Consider the following 18,120-nt stretch of genomic DNA (forward strand, 5'->3'; position numbering starts at 1 on the left):
CGACTTATGCCACACTCTCACTCTATTCATTACAATTAAACACAGCATTCTTGCCCTTTGGCGAAATTTGTAATTTCAAAGAGCTTCAATCCATAGCCTTTTTCTGCTTATGCCAAGAATTCTTTGATTGCATTGAACCCTAATTCGCGGTGACCAGCTTGACAGTGCTGCTCTCCTCCAGTTTCCTTTGTAAAAATTACCGTTTTGACTTTACCTGCATTGATAAGACCTTCCTCGATTTCAGGCAAGCGTGTACTTGGTACATATTGATCATCTTCCCCAACCAACAGCAAGACATCTTGATTAATAAACGGCAAAATCGACTTCACATTATATTTTTGAAATTCTTTTAAGAGCGTAAAAGGATCACGGACTCCTGTATTTTCAATTCCCTTATTAATTTTCCAATTTAAATCCAAGTTCACTGACATCATTTTCTGAAATAGTGCATTTAACTTCTCACGTTCATTTTTTTTAAGCATTTGTTCAATTTTAGTCATTGTCTGATAAGGCAATCGTAGCCGCAACGCATCCATAAAACTATAAAAAATATCAAAAGCTGCAATTTTGGTAATTCGTTTATCAAAAGCTGCGGCTCTCATGACTAAGTAGCCCCCTAATGACATTCCAATTACACTAACATTTTTCATCTCAAAATAATCAATTATAGTCGAAATCGGTTTTTCCCAATTATGAATCAACTTGAGTCCGTTTCTAAGCGCCGTTCCTTGGCCAGGGCCATCTAAAACATAAATATTATAATCAATTCCTTTTAGATATTTGGACATTTTGACCATTTCTTCCATATAGGAATCATAACCGGCAAAAAGCAGCAGATCTTTTTTGGCCCCCGGATTAATTAACTTAGTCACTGGAAGATAACTCTGTTCGTATGGCACTTTGAATTGTTCATACTTAAAATCATGATAACCTTTATAAAAAGTCTCACGATACTTGTCATAGATAGTTTTAGATCGTGGATCATCCAATCCCAGATAAAATTCGGCAGCTTGATAATAAGTGGATGCAATCTCCCAGTCACCTTTTTCCTCGCGTTCCTGGGCCTTTTCAAGCCAAGCCTGATACCAGGTTTCAGTATCTTTCAGTTGACCGACAATCTCTGCCACATCGTCTTGGACACTCTGTTCATCTTCATATTCATCATTAATGAAACGATTGATCTGCAAATTAAATTGTTCATTATCACTATAATGTTTAAACATTTAGCTCATCCTCCTTCATCTAACTACATTTAATTTTAATGAAGAAAACAAACGTTACAATAAACAATCTGCAGCAAAGTAAAGGATATGCTACCCTTTAAAGTAAAGTGTCCGTTAAGCTACCTTAAGGAGGAATTCAAATGCCCGAAGATAAACGTATTCTCAAAACCCGTAAAGTGATTATCAGTGCTTTTTTTACCCTACTGCAGAAAAAGGACTTTAGTAAAATCACAATCAAAGAAATTAGCACAGTTGCACTAATTAGTAAGTCAACTTTTTACGATCATTACCTCGATAAATATGACTTAGTTGAAAAAATAGTTGCGAGATACTCAGAAAATTTTACCCGCTTAATTGAGCAGCGCTTTGCATCAATTGCAGCACACACTACTCCAAAAATCATGGAGCAAATTATTGCAACTATCAGTCATGATCAAGACAGAATTAATGCACTTTTTAAGGTCCATCTTTCCAATGCAGACTTGGCAGCGAATTATTCTGCAATTTTATATCAGGCAGCGCTGAACTATTTTAAGACCTCACCTAAAAAGTATCGTTTTACTAACGAATTCATGGCACAACTATATGCAGAATTCGCATTAGCATCTATGCGTTTTTCTCTGCACAGCCCAGATTCATCGCGCGCCCAGCAAGTCGAAATAATTTCCCTATTGCAAAAGCAATTATTACAAGTACTGTAATCAGATGCTATAACCCGGCAATGGCAGTTAGCGTCACTATCGTCGCCTGATAATAATTAGTAGGATCAACTTTTTGCATAAAAATATACTTCTCTTGCTGCACCAACTTGTAAAACTGTGAATTCTGCATTGCAGCATACAAAATTGGGGCTGCAAAACTAGCAGATTGATAGTCGTTTAATTTCTTACCATTTAACTGATATCCACCTGTAATGTATTCTTGTTTCATAAAAAATTTCATCATCTTTCGAAGAACAAGCTGTGCGTGCTTATCTTTGCTTTGTGCAAGATTATAGGGCAAGCGACAGGCATTATAGGAATAATAACCATCATCCCGATACTTAACTGACACACTCTGTGCCTTTGCAGCCACAACCTTGCCATCATGTTTAATCCAAGCAAAATCTGGGAGCAGTCCGGTTGCATGTTGTGCACTTAAGCGCTGAAGTTGCTGCAGCATCGACTTTTTAATCGTTAACCAAGTAGGATCATCTGTGAAACGATAGAATTCATCAAATTGTGCAGGCAAAGTATCTGAAGTCCTTAATAAATTGCTATACTTATCACTTCCAGTTGCCCAATTACCGACTGTCAAGCAGCCGGTAGCAGTATTATAATCATATTTCAAGATATCACTAAGTAATTTGTTAGCTTGTTTGCGGTAAAGAGCCGCACTTTGCGGCCAAATTTTAGCTGCCTGCAATAAAGAATATGCAATGTATAAATCACCATCGGTAGCATTATTTTTAAATTTGACTGTCCTCTTTTTTGAAATTACCTGTTTCCATGACATTAGCTGTGTTCCTTCATCTCTATTTTTAAGATAGTAGTTAAAGAGACGGTTAAAGTCTGGTTGCGAAGCATATCCATTCTTTGCTGCTTTTACGGTTAACAAAAGGCCATAGCCCTGTCCTTCTGAAAGAACCGTTACTTTATGTTGACTGTTATTGGTCTGTATATAAGCTTGGTTCTTATTCGTCACCAAGAAAGCTGTCCGCCATTGTTCATAAATATTTTTTTTAAGATATTTTGCACTATTTGTTCTCACAAAAACGACAGTCCAGATAAAAGCTATCAAAATAGAAATAAATGAAAAATAGATTATCAGCGTTTTTTTCACAAGATCTCCTCTTAGTCGTCAAACCGTTTTGTTTTAACCCATACATTCCCATCACGCCGTAACAGACGATCTAGTGTGACAGAAACGACTGCAGAAATTGAAACAATAATAAAAAGCTGCGAATAACTGAAATAAGAAGCTAAGCCCAGCCAGATTTGTTCAGAAGTTGCCTGCCCAAATTGTGTGACCAAGGCAATACTGATTTGCAGCAAGTACAGCAAAATCATCAATGCCCAATTAAAGAACAAAATTTGCGTAATATAAATATTACTTGCCGAAAACATAAAGGGCAACTGTAGATTTGGTATGAAGATCCCAGCTGCTAGAATTGCGGCGTTGGAAAAGAAAATAATGTCTGACAAAATAATTGCACAATTGAACCACAGAAAAGTACAAACATAATAAAATGTTTCCAACTTAACTCTCCAATTACTGCTGTCAAAAAGATGTTTAAAATTTGAAAGGACGACTTCGTAATTTCCTTTCGCCCAGCGTTTGCGCTGCAGGTAATAAGTTTTAAGTGTCTCTGGTTCCTGTTGAAATGCTTCAGAGTTGTATGCCAAAGCAATCAATTTCCCACTTTGCATAATTTTGAAAGAAATATCTGTATCTTCTGTCAGAGCCCCGTTACGCCAACCGCCAATTTTTTTGACAAATTCAGTTTTAATGATAAAATTTGTCCCCGGAATACGTCCAATTTTGAACAAGTGCCAGAGTCCGATATGCTGGATTCTTTGGGTAACAACAATTTCTTGATTAATACAACGTGTTAAAAAATTCTGAGTGGCATTTCGTGTTTTGTTGCGTCCAAAAGCTGCAACATACCGTTCAGGATCTTCGAGTGCCTTAGCCACCAAAAAATACAATGCATTTTTCTCAGGCATTGCATCTGCATCATAAACCGCAATGTATTCACCATGTGCAATTTTCAAGGCATCATTTAAAACTCCTGCTTTCCCCCCACTTCCGCTACGTTTGATAATTTTAATATTTCTTTTTCGATACTGTGCAAGCTGTGCAGTCGCCTGCATTACTTGATAGGTCTGATCTTCACAGTTATCCGCAAACAATAGCAGTTCCACTGCTGCTTGCGGATAATTCATATTAAGAATTGCTTGCACTGTCTGCGAAATCACGACTTCTTCATTATGCGCTGGCACCACAATTGAGATCAGCGGCGCTTGTGGCAGCTGTGTAACCGTAGCTCTCACATGGCTATTTTTTAACCAAAAATGAGTTGCTCCTGTGAGAATTACCAAAGACAGCCCTAGTGACAGCCAAATAGAAATTAACGTAATAATCATTACCATTTGATTAATCATCTTTTTTTACCGCCTTAAAATTTTTGCTGACTCTATGAAAAATTACCAGATGACAGATGAAAAGTGCAATCGTGCATACTCCAAAAAACACACTGATAATTAGCGCCAATATAAAGAAAAAACCTGTTAGATTCATATGAGCTCCTTTATTGATATTCCACCACGATATCCGTTTCAAATTGTCTTTTTAAATTGTTATCCAATTCTTTGAATGTATTAAATTTATCGATATTCTGTGCATTTACACTTTGATAGGCATACTTATATTGCAAATCATGGCTTACACCCTGATCAGCATATTTAATTTTATCCAAATCGCCCTTCATCTTACGATCAAGATGGTTCTTCAGATTTACATGTTGTTGTGTTGAAAAAATTAAAAATGTCCCAGGATCTGTATAATAAAGAACTTCATCTGGTAATCGATCTTTTTTTAAACTGTCAGCGATCTTCTTCAAAACTCGGTTGTATTCACTGGAATTAAGTTGCATATACTGTCTGTTATGTGCCCAGTTAATACAAATCACCTCAATTGTTAATTTCTCATTTTGAGCATCTCTAATAAAAGAAAGATAATGTGCATAAAAACGTGCTGCATTCTTCTTATTTTTTAGTTTAGTAACCGAGTTTACATGATTAGTATACGTAATAATATTATTTTGATCGGACAAGGCTGATCCTCGAATCCCTCCCAACGATTTAACATAAGCTCCCAACATACTGAAAACTGGAATTGTAAAGATCAACACCAACCGTTCAATAAAGGGCAGGTAAACAATGCCCACCATCATAATCACGCTGCCAATAATCGTCACAAAAATAATAAGCCACGTTAATAAAACATTAGGCAGCACAAATGCGCTCACTAAACCCAAAAGGCTCAAAATCGAAACTGGTAAAAGAATGTCTACCAACATGTTCTGTGTTAGATCTAATACTAAAATCAACGTAAATACCAATAAAACTATTGCATATTCCAATTTAAACGAATTCAATAATTTCCGCATATTCTCTCCTCGTATTTTTTCCCTTTCTTTTCAGCAACAAAGCTTAAAAACAAGTTTAAAAATGTAAACACCTTGCAAATTCGCATAGCATTTTCAAAGATTGCGCATTTATTATGTTCATTATTTAATGAAACATATTTAAATAACATATCCATCTTTACTTTAAATCTCTAAAAATTCCGCTAAAAAGTCTTATATATCAATCATTTTTTTAAAGAAACTCATTTTGTAATTAAAAGTATAACCGAAACGTCTCTATGAAAACAAGAATGAAAACCAATTGTGATAAAGCACTTGATTTGTCATGTTTTTCTTTTCTCCACGAATAATCTTGACGCCTTTCATTTTTTGTATGATAATGATAACAATCTTTGGAGAAGGGACGGATCATACTATGAAGTTTACTTTTGGTACCTGGCAATGGCATAGGTAAAAGGTAAGTTTGCTAAAACAGCGTAGACTTACTTTAATTCTTTGGTGTTAAAGAGAGTCTATGCCGGTATGATGATCCCAGTACAACGGATAATTACTCAACCGCGTAGTCTATACACTATGCGGTTTTTTGTTTCTTCATTATTCCCCCTAAACTCTCTTTCAAAAATAATTTAAATTAAAAGGAGCGTACAATTATGAATACAACAAAAAAAGGCTACTTCGGTGAATTTGGTGGGCAATATGTTCCTGATAAAGTTAAGCTGGCTTTGAATGAACTTGAAAAAACCTACTTTACGTACAAAGACGACCCCGCTTTTAGAGAGGAATTAGCTTATTATTTACGTGACTATTCTGGACGTGAGACCCCACTTTATTACGCTGAAAGTCTGACCAAATATCTAGGTGGTGCTAAGGTCTACCTAAAACGAGAAGACTTAAACCATCTAGGAGCTCACAAGTTAAATAACGTCTTGGGTCAGGTTTTACTTGCAAAACGACAAGGTAAGAAAAGAGTTGTCGCTGAAACTGGAGCTGGTCAACATGGAGTTGCAACAGCCGCTGCGGCAGCTAAATTCGGGATGCATTGTGATATCTTTATGGGCGCTGAAGATACTGCTCGTCAAAAATTGAATGTTTTCCGCATGGAACTGATGGGAGCAACCGTTCATCCTGTCACAGCAGGCACTGCAACTTTAAAAAATGCTGTTGACGCTGCCTTAGGCTATTTTGCTGAACATTTAGCAGACACTTTCTATGTTCTCGGCTCTGCAGTCGGACCATACCCTTACCCAATGATTGTCAAAGATTTCCAAAGTATCATCAGTAAGGAAGCTCGTAAACAAATTCTAGCTAAGGAAGGCCGTTTACCTGATGCAGTGATTGCCTGTGTTGGTGGAGGATCAAATGCGATCGGTGCTTTTGCAGAATTTATTGCCGATCAGGATGTACGGCTAATTGGAGCCGAGGCTGCTGGCAAAGGAGTCGACACACCTGAAAATGCAGCTACCATGACTAACGGTACGATTGGAATTTCAGATGGTATGAAGACTTACGTTTTACAAGATGAAAAGGGCAATGTCTTGCCAGCTTATTCTATCTCAGCTGGCCTGGATTACCCGGGGGTCGGTCCGGAACATTCCTTCCTCAAGGACACTAAACGTGCAGAATATGTGCCGATTACTGATCAAGAGGCTGTGGATGCTTTTGAACTGCTGTCTAAAACCGAGGGAATTATTCCAGCACTAGAAAGTTCCCATGCTCTGGCGGAAGCAACCAAGCTGGTGCCCACAATGAACAAAGATCAGATTGTGATTGTTAATGTTTCTGGTCGTGGTGATAAAGATGTTGAACAGGTTGCACGCTTTATGAAGAAAATTTAGCAGAAGTGCTGACACCCAGCGTTCAGCCACCGGGGCCTAAGTCTTAAATACAAGATAAAAACTAAGGGGGCTATGACAAAAGTTAAATTTTGTCATAGCCCCTCTTTTATTCCAGATAAACGTGTTCCATAAGTCAAAATTCTCCGTCTAACTTCGAATTACTCATCGCAAAGTACTCGCTATGTTCGTAATTTCGAGTTAGTACTCAAATTTTCCCGACTTATGTCACACTCTCTCTTTTATTCCGGATAAACGTGTTCCATAAGTCAAAATTCTCCGTCTAACTTCGAATTACTCATCGCAAAGTACTCGCTATGTTCGTAATTTCGAGTTAGTACTCAAATTTTCCCGACTTATGTCACACTCTCTCCTTTTGTATAGTTGATTAGCGGCATACTTCTTTAAAGCTACGCCTGCTTTGCTTTCTTTTTACGATCAAACAATAAGCTTGAAAAACTAGCCAGTACTATCCATGGCAAGGCTTGGCGAAAAGGTTTTATAAATGCATTCTGCAATTTATTCTGAGTGTCTGCTTGGATTTTAGTCGTCGTAGTATTAATAATTCGTTGCTGTCTATTAAGTTCCTGTTTTACCTTAAGTGCAACTGCAGCTCGAATCTGTGTTTGTTTTCCCTGCGGAAGTGCACTTCCATTTGGAATCTTCTGGATGGTCTTTTGATAAGCTGCCGCAACAAGCTGTTGCTCAGTCGTTTTAGAGATTGTATTCTTGCTGGTTTGCTCAGTCGCCGTGGTCTTAGAAGTACCCTCTTTAGCAAACTCTTCTTGCACGCGTGCTTTGAAAGTTTTCTTGCTTTTTTGCGGTAAAGATGTCGCAGCAATCCGTGCATTGGCAGCCGTTAATGCGGCTGTCTTAGCACTCTTTAAATTAGTGGTCAATGCTGAAACAAAAATTGCAACTGCCAAAAGTGTGCCAACTTGTCTAAATAACCCCAAAACACTTTGAGAAGCTGACAGCATTTCACCTGTAAATTCCGCAGCCCCTAAGAAAATCACCGGACCTGCAATAATTCCAAAGCCTCCACCAATCAAAAGCAGACTAATCACAATCTGCGTGTACTGACGCGGGTCAATCAAAGAAAGAACTAGGTAACCACAAACCATCAAGCAAAAACCAGTCGCAATCATCAAACGTGGGCCGATCTTTTCTAAGAATTGTCCTCCAATCGGCGATAAGAAAAAGATCATCAAAGATGTTGGTGTAATCATAAAAGCTGCAGCTAATTCACTTTTACCAAGAATTTTAGTTAAAAATGTGGGCATGATCACCATGATCGCCACTAAAAACACACCTGTTAGAATCACTGCTAAGGCTGCTCCGGTAAATTGACGTTCTCTGAATAAAGCTAATGGAATCATGGGAGATTTACTGAAATGTTCCACAATTACAAACAGTATAAAAGAACTAATAAAGACAGCTCCCAGCAAAAGAACACGTCCACTTTGCCAGCCCCAGTCATTACCCTTTACCAACGCAAGTGTTAACGAAAATAACAAACTCATTGATAATAACATACCCAGAAAGTCAATCTTCGCAGCAAGCGTTCTTTCTTTACGCAGCGGTAACAGACAAAAGCTTAAAATTCCTGCCAGTAGTACTAGCGGAAGATTGCAAAAAAAGATGTACCGCCAACCTAAATACTGCGTCACAATTCCACCAAGCGTGGGTCCAAATGCTGCCGCGAGCCCTTGAGTAATCCCTAAAACCGATAGGGCAATTTTGCGTTGCTTCATACCCACCATGGAAATTCCAATTGTCATACTTGCAGGAAAAACAACCGCAGCTCCTAAACTCTGAACTGCACGACCTGCAATCAGCAACATTGCATTTGAAGCTAAACCAGAAATAAGTGAACCCCCGCCAAATGCAACTAATCCAAATAAATAGACTTTATTCCTGCCTAAAATATCTGCCAATCTGCCAAAAGGAATTGTAAAAACAGCAAAGACGATCGTATAGATATTCAGTGCCCATGAAAGTTGTTCAAGATCAACATTTAAGCCTGTTTGAATAGAAGGTAACGCAATATTCATAATGGTGGTGTCGAGCATACATAAAAAAATCCCAGTTGCCATTGAAAAAATCAGCAATTTTTGTTTTTTGTTCACAATAATTTCCTCCCAAATTAGAAAGAGCTCAGGGAGCGATCAACAAGAACTTTCCGCTCTTCGAAGACCTGTTAAATTGATCCCCTTGCTTGCTTAGTAAGATAGCATGCGGTATTCTCATATTAAATGTTTAGTTTACAAAAAAGGAGTTTTTGTTAACTATGTCACCGCAAGAAACGAAGGATCAAAAATTAACTGCTATTTTTAATGCTTTAATCTCACTTCTAAAAGAAAAGGAATTTACTGCTATCAAAATCACTGAATTAACTCAGCGGGCACATGTTTCACGTACCTATTACTATCATAATTTCTCTTCACTTGCAGAAATTATTGAGAAATATGAATTATTAAGTGTTACTACCTATCTACGCAAATTGCCCCATCAATCGCGTTTTACAATGGAAACTTTAATGGAACACTATTTTCAACTAGCATTCCAATCGCGTGATGCTCAACTGACACTGATTGCAGCTGGGAAAGAACAGGAGATCATCAAATCCTTCATGACTGCCTATTTGTATCTGTTAAAAAACGACCTGATCGTTAAAAAAAATCAAAGCAGCCTGACTACTGACACTTATTGGCAATCCTTTATTGCAGGAGCAATTGTCAACATGTCTATCAGTTGGCTACATCGCGGTGCTCCTGAATCACCACAATATATGGGACAAAAGATTGTTCATTTTTTAAAAATAGACTGAAGTATTTTCCCCGAAAGTTAGTTATATTCGTCATTCAACTTTTTAGGTCAGCGATTTAATTAATTGAATTTCGCAATTTTTACAGATATAACCAAAAAGTTCCGCTTATAAATATCCCTTAATATGTGCATTAAAAAATAAAGGATTGAATCAACATGTGAATTTTGACCCGATCCTTTATTTTTGAAACCGTCTTTTGCGCCTAACCACAAATTGCGCATAGTCACAACCCGACTATCTCGCAATTTGATGTTAGTGCTCAAAGGCTAAACGGTGCTTGTCAGCACTTCTTTATTAACGTGCTCCAAACACCAGCCTTTTGCGCCTAACCACAAATTGCGCATAGTCACAACCCGACTATCTCGCAATTTGATGTTAGTGCTCAAAGGCTAAACGGTGCTTGTCAGCACTTCTTTATTTAAGATTTTGACTGACATCATAACCAAAATATTTTTGCGATAGTTTAGACAACGTTCCATTTTTTTCCAACTTTGTTAACTCAGCATTAAATTGTTTTTGTAATTTCTTTCCAGCTGCATCCTTAGGAAAAGGAAAAGCAATTTCTACACTAGCTGCATTTCCACGCAAAATTTTCCACTTATACCCTTTTGCCTTAATCAAAGCAGCCAAATTATTCCGTGTATTGATCACACCATCGACATGTCCCACTAATAGTGCTTGATAGATGTCATCCCGGCCTTCAAAAGTCTTGACATTTATCTTAGCATCATAGGCCTTCAAATTTGCGGTATTATTAGATCCAACTGCTCCAGCCACAGTCTTTCCTTCCAAATCTTTCAATGTTTTGTACGCTGAATTTTGTGCAACTGCTACGGTAGTCGCTTCCGTATTATACGTCTTAGTAAAAAGATACTTTTTAGCTCTTTCCGGCGTTACAGCAACATCATTTGCAATCGTATTAATCTTCCCATTATCCAACTGCCCAAAAAGCCCATCAAATTCGCTTGTGATCCACTGCGTTTTATATCCTAACCCCTTAGCAACTGCATTTGCCAATTCAACATCAAAACCAACCAACTTGCCGTCTTTCTTGTAGGCTGTCGGGAAACTTGTGCCGGTGGCTGCAAACGTGAGTGTCTTCTGTTTTTCATTGGTTGTGCTTTGAGTTCTTCCAACTTGGGTAGCAGCAAAGAACAGCAATCCAATCAGCACCAATCCGCCTAATCCAAATGTTAAAATTTTCTTCATTTATTTACACCTACTCTGTCTTTTAATAGCTGCAGGATTTGTGCAACTGTACAATTTTTTCTTGTCAGCAATAACTTAAACTGCTGCCAGTTATGATCGGACATCAGGACCTGCTGCCGCAGTTTCCATAACAGTTCAGTCCGCTTAAATGCTTGCTGCGCAGAGCCAAGCGGGAAAGAAACCATTGCCGTTTCAGTTTGCCCGTTTTTAAGCTCAACCGTAATTTTAGTAGGTCGGGCTGTTATCTCCGCTAAAGGCAAATCATTTGTCCGGACTATGCGCTTTTGCCATTTGCTAAACTCAGCTTTCACTTTAGCTACCGCAAAATATTGATCATGTACATCCCCGTCATTAAGCACTTGCCACACGATATACTCCAGTGAAAATTTACCTTCTTTTCCAGTACGTGGTTGCTTGAAGCGTAAGGCATGATCACCACCTGCAGGAAAATGCAGTATTACGCGCGTGCACTCCCTTGCCCGAATTCCTCTTTGATAAAGTTCTTTGGCAGCATCATAACCCGACATTGCTGCTGAACAAAACGGATGCTGCTTAATCCACAATCCGGGATCCTCAATTTCCGCTGGTTTAAGCCAGTTTTCAGCGATTACTGCGCCCTGAAAGTCAATTCCAGCAACCGTCTTAAACCAACCATGCTTAGCACTGAAAGGATCAAGATCGGCTTGTAATCCAGTTTGACAAAATAAATATGCATTCACGGCATCCCGTGCAGCCATCCCTGCATTAAAGGGTTTACCATTGCTGCCTGCTTCTATCTGCAACCCGCTTGCTTGCGTCGCTGCTAACGACAGCAGGCTTTTCAATTGCTGACCCGGCAGCTTTTTATAGATCCCAAGCGCTGCTGCAGCTGCAATGGTCCCAATCATTCCAGTTGTATGCCATCCCTGCAGCGCCATTGCTGGGTTTAGTACCCATCCAAATTTACCTGCCAGTTCTACACCTTGGATAAAGGCCCACAAAAAATCTTCTAATTTATCCTCAGGGGTAGTTACAGCAAACAAAGTTGACATAATGACTGCGCTGGGATGTCCACGAAAATGTGCTTGTGCATCATCCAGATCCAGAAAATGCGCAGTAAATCCATTCAAAAAAGCAGCTCTTTCCGGTGTTAAGTTTTCAGCGCCTTTTAATGGAAATCCAGCTCGCTTTATTCCATAAGAAGACACCAAATCTTGAACTTCAGGCAAGTCTTTAGTTTGCCACACCACCGTGAGGTAATTAAGGAACGCTTTTTCAGCATCTTCTAGGAGTCGCCCTTCAACTTTCCTGTACAGCAAATCCACCAAGATTTCAGTATTAGTTTTTTCACTATTATTCAAAACGTTTACGGTCATTGGGTTCCTCCCAAATACTCAAATCCGGTCCCTTAGGAATAATTCTGGTCAAATCACTGACAGGAGTATGATCAACTTGATAAAATCGTTTTTTGATTGCATCAAAATCGGTATTATTCTTGAACGCCGGCACTGTGTAAAGATCCTTCGCATAATTCCATAAATTTGGATAGTCGACTAAGCGTTTCTTATTCACATAATATTTTTGATAAAAGACTGTGTCAAACCGCACGAGTGTCACAAATAACCGAATATCTGTGTCGGTGATTTGCTTGCCAAACAGATAGCGCTGCTTGGACAAGCGCTGTTCTAGCCAATCAAGTCGGTTAAAAACTCTTTCATAATATTTTTCGTAATCTGCTTGCGAGCGTGCAAGTCCTGCCTCATTAACTGCTGCATTCACGTCCGTATAAATAATTTGATTAAGAGCATCTATGTCAGCACGCAGTTGCACGGGATAAATATCCGGCGCTGTTGCACTTTGATACTTTTTCCAGGCCAATGCCAACTCAGTATTCAAAGTATTGTAATTATTATTGACAACCTTGCCCGTTTCAATTTCGACTAAAGCTGGGACAGTTGTTCTTAACTTATACGTGGGGTCCGCTCGCAAATAGCTCTCGGATAAAGCATGCGTGTGCAAAACCGGATCTTCATTATTTGCATCCAGCGTAAAGAACCAATCACCTACCACCCCAGCGGGACGCAACGGATCGACTACCCCTTTGGAAATCACTGTGTTCAATCCAAGTAAATCAATTGCAATCGCAATTCGAGTGGCCCATGGGCAATGCTTCGACCAAATTAAGCGATATTTTCCGGGTTTAACTGGCAATGTTCCGTCTGTAAATAATTGATTAAATTGTGGTTCTTGGTTTGCCTCATATTTTTTGCGTTCATTGAAATTAGACTTGCTGAGGCCATTGTTATATTCTTTTTGCTTTTGTCCTGCACGCGGATTGGCTACCTGACTTTTAGAAAAATCGATGGGACAAGCTGCTAACTCCTCTGTTACATCAATTTTAGTTAATTCACTTTCCAAAGCCGCTTCTTTTATTTTTGTCATGTATTTTCCCTCGCATTTTTTAAGAAATTAAATTATCAACATCCTACTTAAAAAGCATTCGGGTATTTCTCCGCCCTGCACCACGCCACAGTGCTAACCACTTATTAACTTTATGTCGCCTCATTCTGCACATTTTATGCTCCTCCAAATAAAAAACCCCGCAGTTGTTCCCAACCCGAGGCGAAATTTCGCGTTACCACTCGTTCTTCTAAATACCAAGTCACCTTGATACTCCTTACTGGATCACTAGTTTCCTAATGATCACGCCACTATAACGGGTGAGCCCGCTAGCTGCTTGCATCTAAACTCACAGTTAGTTGCTTTTAAAAGACCATCTTCAAGCATATTTCAGTGACTATTTTCAGCGACCTAGCCTCTCTGTTTCATGAAATAAATGCTTTACTCATCTTCTCCAAATTTGTGATTTTTAATTTTTTAAAATCTTTTTGTTTACCTAGCTGCCGCACTTACGGGACACAAAAAGCCCCTTACAAGTCAGACGACCAGTAAGGGGCGAAGCTTCGCGTTACCACCCTTAATTTATGCCAATGTGCGGCACCTCAACAGTACATTTATTATACTAGGGAATTTAACGGTTCCTACCGGGCAGTTGGCTTAGCACAAACTACCTCTATCTCAAAGCTCATTTTCACTGCTGCACTCATTATCCAATTTCAGCAAGGATGGACTCTCTAGCAAAGATTGCACACAGTTACTCTACTTCTCATAAGATTATTAATTTTTAATTAATAACGTTAGCAGAATTCTAATCCCTAATTTATTTTTTGTCAACATTTATTGAAAAAAACTCTAACAGTGTGGGCGAGCTCTAAAGACTCACGGTCAAATTATGGAAGCAATCTTGAACACAACAAACTGTTACTAACAATTTCGCAGTTCAAAGCAGATTTTCGTTTTATTCAGCAATTTTTTTACGTTTGTATTTCCTAATAAAGTCTCTTATGATTAAAGAAGGGGTGTACTCCCTGCAACATTTTTCAGTAAATTCTAATTACGAGGTGTTTTAAATGGGATCATTCACAATCAAGCCCGTCATCAAGACGGCAGCGAATTTAACTGCTTTTTTTGCGCAAATCAAAGTTACGCCGCAAGATGTAATTCTGACCAACAAATATATCTTAGAACCGCATATTTCCCTTGCTGACCTTCCAGTTGACACTATTTTTCTAGAAGAATATTTAACTGGTGAGCCGACAGATGCTGCTGCGGATCGACTACTGGAACGTTTGAATCAAAAAGATTATCAACGTGTCATTGCCATCGGTGGCGGTTCTGTAATTGATAATTCAAAACTCTTGGTCTACGGTTCAGGCTTGAAAATTGCTGAAATCGCCGAAAAGGGAAGTCGTCTGCCTAAAAAAAGACAGCTCATCATTGTCCCAACTACTACAGGAACTGGTAGCGAAGTTACTAATGTTGCTGTTTTTAATTTCCTTCAGAAAAAAACAAAGATGGGCTTAGCATTTGATCAAATGTATGCTGATCAAGTTTATTTAATTAGCCAATTAGCTGCAACCATGCCTTACAAGGTCTTTGCTACTAGTTCGATTGATGCATTAGTCCATTCCATCGAATCTTACATCTCACCCAAAGCTACCGCTTTTAGCAAAAGCTTTTCTGTCACTGCACTAAAACTAATTTTAACTGGTTATACTAAGATGATTTTTGCTAATACAACTGGTAAAACACCTCAAGGTCAAGCATTGCAGTCTTTCTTAGAGGCTAGTACGTTAGCCGGAGTTGCTTTTGGTAATGCTGGCTGCGGTGCCGTGCATGCATTAGCTTATCCGATCGGTTCCGAATATCATATTGCTCACGGACAGTCGAATTACCTTGTTTTTGGTGGTACATTTAAAAAATACACAGAGCTTGGGGCTGATCTGAGTGAAATTGAAGCTCTTCTTGCAGTTGAATTAAACGTTGCCCCTCAGGAAGTCTGGACTCGGCTTGAGCAAACCATTGATCAGATTCTTCCTAATCAGCCGCTTAGTCAGATTGGCATGAATCAGGACAAATGTCGTGAATTTGCCAAATCTGTAATCACCAATCAGCAGCGTCTGCTTGTAAATGCTCCTCTCAAATTAAGTGAAGATGACATTTCTGCAATTTATGAAAGTTTACTGTAACACGCCTAGTAAGGTGTGGAGAGCATGTTTCTAGTTAAAAATGTTCCCGTAATCGATTGTCTACGAGTATGAAAATGCATCAATTCGTGTATCTAAAATAAAAACTAAAGGAGCTAGACTAAAATTTAACTTTTGGCCCAGCTCCTTTAGTTTGTGTGACTAAATGTGTTCCACGTGTTCTATAAGTCAAAAATTTACGTTTAACTTCCCTTTTCTCTTTTATTGCAGCTCACTTTTTCCGCTTCGTCAGGATCAAAGAACCGGCTGCTCCAATAACTGCCATACTAATACATAACAACAGCACGTTTCGATAACCGTGATTATATGCTGCAAAAATTCCCTTAGTTAGTTGTTGAAAAACATGCGGATCTACTTGATATTTCTCAAAATAACTCTTTACGCCCTTTAAGACTGAGTTTCCAGCTAAGGGGCCCGCTTCAGAAAAACCAGTACTAAGTTTAGTCTTGATCTGTGTCGGTAAGTTCAAAGAGAAAATCGAACGTGTCAATTGATATTTATAACCTTCATTTAATCCTAAGCCTAAGATGACTACTCCAAAACTAATTCCCAACTGTCGGAAAACATTAACCGTTCCACTTGCCATTCCAATATATTGAGGTTTAACACTTTCCATCGCCGCAGTTGATAATGGTGGATTAATAACTGCATTTCCGATCCCTAAAAGCATAAATCCAATTACAAAATCACCAAAAACAACATGGATAGAAACCACATTAAGGATCACACCCATTCCTAAAGCAATTAACAGCAATCCAGCACTGATTAACCATTTCTTAGGAACCCGATTTGAAAAAATTCCGATGAGCGGTCCTAAAAATAAAGAAAATAAACTAATTGCTAATTGCCTAATTCCAGTTTGAATAGCTGTGTATCCCAAATAATCTTGCATCCAAACGGTTAAATAAACAAAAAAACCATACAAGCTCGCACCCAGACAAAATCCTGCGACCGCAGTTCCAACAAACGCGCTGGACTTAAAGATTGCAAGCTCTAACATTGGAAATTCTAGGCGACTTTCCAACACAATAAAAGCTACAAGTAATATTAAGCTGCTTAATAGGTAGCCGAGGACATGTGGATTACTCCATGTCCACTCAAGATGATTTTCTTTTTGAACCAAGCCAAAAATCAAACAAAAGACCATTGCGATGCTAATAACCATCCCGGCCCAGTCTATCTTCCCAGCCTGCTCTACCTGACTTTCACCAACAGTTACTGCAGAAATTATTAGCGCTAATACCCCAATCGGTAAATTGATCATAAAAATTGCGCGCCATGAGATCTGCTGCACCAAAAAACCGCCGACTAATGGCCCAATCGCAGTCGCAAAGCCGACCACGGAACTCCAAATTCCAAAGGCAATCCCACGTTTTTGCGGTGGAAAAAGAGTTGCAATAATTGTCATTGAAAGGCTCATCACACCGGCACCACCGATGCCCTGAATCACACGGAAAAAATTTAATTGCCAAGCAGTCTGAGACAGCGCCGAACTGAGCGAACCCAGCGTAAAAATCAGTAATTCAAGCATAAAAATTTTTTTGCGGCCAAACAAATCCCCAATTTTTGAGGCAAACAGTAAAATCGAAGCATATGCCAATGTATAACCACTGATAATCCACTGTGCATCCGAAAAAGAATCATGTAAATCTTTCTGGATAGTTGGCAAAGCAACATTCACAATTGTAACGTCTAAAAGGGACATAAAGACCCCAATACATAGAGCTGCTAGTGCTAACCAACTCCGCGTATCATTTTGTTTCTGCATTTTTTTTCTCCCTTAATTGCTGCTCAGTCCACGATAATCCGGCTAATAAGTGAAGTTCACGCAATTCAAAAACCCGTTGCGTATCCTTCAGATCTCCCGGCTGCATCCCTTGTTTACTCAATTCTTGCTTATTTTGCCGCAATGTTCGCAAATCATTTGTTAGATATTGCTGATACTGATACAAGATTGTTAAAGTCAGTGCTTGCGATACATGATGAAATGATCCAAATTTGATTTTGTACATAAAATCCGTATTTTGGTTAATTTCAATCGGCTCTTGCATCAATTCTAGAAACCGTTGCTTTCCTTGCGGAGTAATCGACGCAATCTTTTTCTTACGTTTTAACTGAGTGTCAGCTAAGCGTACCTTAATTAATCCGCCCTTGGCTAATTTATCTAATAATGGGTAAATGACCCCGAAGCTAATTTTACGTGAGTTACCTACAATTTTTTGCAGTACAAATTGTAATTTATAGCCACTCAAGGGTTCATCCATCAGTTCTGATAACACAAAAAATTCATACATGCTTTGCCCCCTTCCAA

14 protein-coding genes are annotated in these 18,120 nt (G+C 38.8%); 4 read left to right on the forward strand and 10 right to left on the reverse strand.

What is annotated here, in order from left to right; genetic code table 11:
• Positions 1-107: 107 nt before the first annotated feature.
• Entirely contained in the window at positions 108-1,223 is a 1,116-nt protein-coding gene (locus FD50_RS10210) for an alpha/beta fold hydrolase (protein ID WP_056961477.1), read from the reverse strand.
• A gap of 140 nt (positions 1,224-1,363) precedes the next feature.
• Between FD50_RS10210 and FD50_RS10215 the strand changes: the two genes are divergently transcribed.
• Complete coding sequence (locus FD50_RS10215) at positions 1,364-1,924, forward strand: TetR/AcrR family transcriptional regulator (RefSeq protein WP_054757690.1); 561 nt, start codon at positions 1,364-1,366, stop codon at positions 1,922-1,924.
• A 7-nt stretch (positions 1,925-1,931) separates the two neighbouring features.
• On the opposite strand, the gene FD50_RS10220 is transcribed toward FD50_RS10215, so the two are convergent.
• The 3 genes from FD50_RS10220 to FD50_RS10230 form a co-directional block, all read right to left on the reverse strand.
• On the reverse strand, positions 1,932-3,044 hold the full coding sequence (locus tag FD50_RS10220) for a family 8 glycosyl hydrolase (RefSeq protein ID WP_054757689.1): 1,113 nt from the start codon (positions 3,042-3,044) through the stop codon (positions 1,932-1,934).
• Between the two features lie 11 nt (positions 3,045-3,055).
• Positions 3,056-4,366: a glycosyltransferase family 2 protein gene (locus FD50_RS10225; protein WP_056961479.1), complete on the reverse strand. Its 1,311-nt coding sequence runs from the start codon at positions 4,364-4,366 to the stop codon at positions 3,056-3,058.
• A gap of 146 nt (positions 4,367-4,512) precedes the next feature.
• Complete coding sequence (locus FD50_RS10230) at positions 4,513-5,373, reverse strand: hypothetical protein (protein WP_056961481.1); 861 nt, start codon at positions 5,371-5,373, stop codon at positions 4,513-4,515.
• Between the two features lie 629 nt (positions 5,374-6,002).
• Between FD50_RS10230 and trpB the strand changes: the two genes are divergently transcribed.
• A complete protein-coding gene (gene trpB / locus FD50_RS10235) occupies positions 6,003-7,187 on the forward strand; it encodes a tryptophan synthase subunit beta (RefSeq protein WP_054757686.1) in 1,185 nt (394 codons plus the stop codon).
• 407 nt (positions 7,188-7,594) lie between these two features.
• On the opposite strand, the gene FD50_RS10240 is transcribed toward trpB, so the two are convergent.
• On the reverse strand, positions 7,595-9,313 hold the full coding sequence (locus FD50_RS10240; RefSeq protein ID WP_156653538.1) for an MFS transporter: 1,719 nt from the start codon (positions 9,311-9,313) through the stop codon (positions 7,595-7,597).
• Between the two features lie 161 nt (positions 9,314-9,474).
• Here FD50_RS10240 and FD50_RS10245 point away from each other — a divergent pair, with 161 nt between their 5' ends.
• Positions 9,475-10,014: a TetR/AcrR family transcriptional regulator gene (locus FD50_RS10245; RefSeq protein WP_056961483.1), complete on the forward strand. Its 540-nt coding sequence runs from the start codon at positions 9,475-9,477 to the stop codon at positions 10,012-10,014.
• 414 nt (positions 10,015-10,428) lie between these two features.
• Here FD50_RS10245 and FD50_RS10250 read toward each other — a convergent pair whose 3' ends face one another.
• From FD50_RS10250 to FD50_RS10260, 3 genes are read right to left on the reverse strand one after another with little or no spacing between them, the layout of a single operon-like run.
• Entirely contained in the window at positions 10,429-11,223 is a 795-nt protein-coding gene (locus FD50_RS10250) for a transporter substrate-binding domain-containing protein (RefSeq protein WP_056961486.1), read from the reverse strand.
• On the reverse strand, positions 11,220-12,578 hold the full coding sequence (locus tag FD50_RS10255; RefSeq protein WP_056961488.1) for an MmgE/PrpD family protein: 1,359 nt from the start codon (positions 12,576-12,578) through the stop codon (positions 11,220-11,222). The genes FD50_RS10250 and FD50_RS10255 overlap by 4 nt, the downstream gene beginning before the upstream one ends.
• The gene (locus tag FD50_RS10260) at positions 12,556-13,644 is read right to left on the reverse strand and encodes a glutathione S-transferase C-terminal domain-containing protein (RefSeq protein ID WP_056961490.1); all 1,089 of its coding nucleotides are present in this window, start codon (positions 13,642-13,644) and stop codon (positions 12,556-12,558) included. Before FD50_RS10260 ends, FD50_RS10255 begins: the two co-directional genes overlap by 23 nt.
• Positions 13,645-14,672: 1,028 nt before the next feature.
• Between FD50_RS10260 and FD50_RS10265 the strand changes: the two genes are divergently transcribed.
• Positions 14,673-15,791 (forward strand): iron-containing alcohol dehydrogenase, encoded by a 1,119-nt coding sequence (locus tag FD50_RS10265; protein WP_056961492.1) that lies wholly within the window; start codon positions 14,673-14,675, stop codon positions 15,789-15,791.
• Between the two features lie 229 nt (positions 15,792-16,020).
• On the opposite strand, the gene FD50_RS10270 is transcribed toward FD50_RS10265, so the two are convergent.
• Together FD50_RS10270 and FD50_RS10275 are read right to left on the reverse strand one after the other, a co-directional pair.
• Positions 16,021-17,577, reverse strand: coding sequence for an MFS transporter (locus FD50_RS10270; RefSeq protein WP_056961494.1), 1,557 nt, complete (start codon positions 17,575-17,577; stop codon positions 16,021-16,023).
• Complete coding sequence (locus tag FD50_RS10275) at positions 17,561-18,103, reverse strand: PadR family transcriptional regulator (RefSeq protein WP_056961496.1); 543 nt, start codon at positions 18,101-18,103, stop codon at positions 17,561-17,563. Before FD50_RS10275 ends, FD50_RS10270 begins: the two co-directional genes overlap by 17 nt.
• Positions 18,104-18,120 lie beyond the last annotated feature (17 nt).

It is taken from the genome of Liquorilactobacillus satsumensis DSM 16230 = JCM 12392 (assembly GCF_001435195.1).
GTDB classification, from domain to species: domain Bacteria; phylum Bacillota; class Bacilli; order Lactobacillales; family Lactobacillaceae; genus Liquorilactobacillus; species Liquorilactobacillus satsumensis.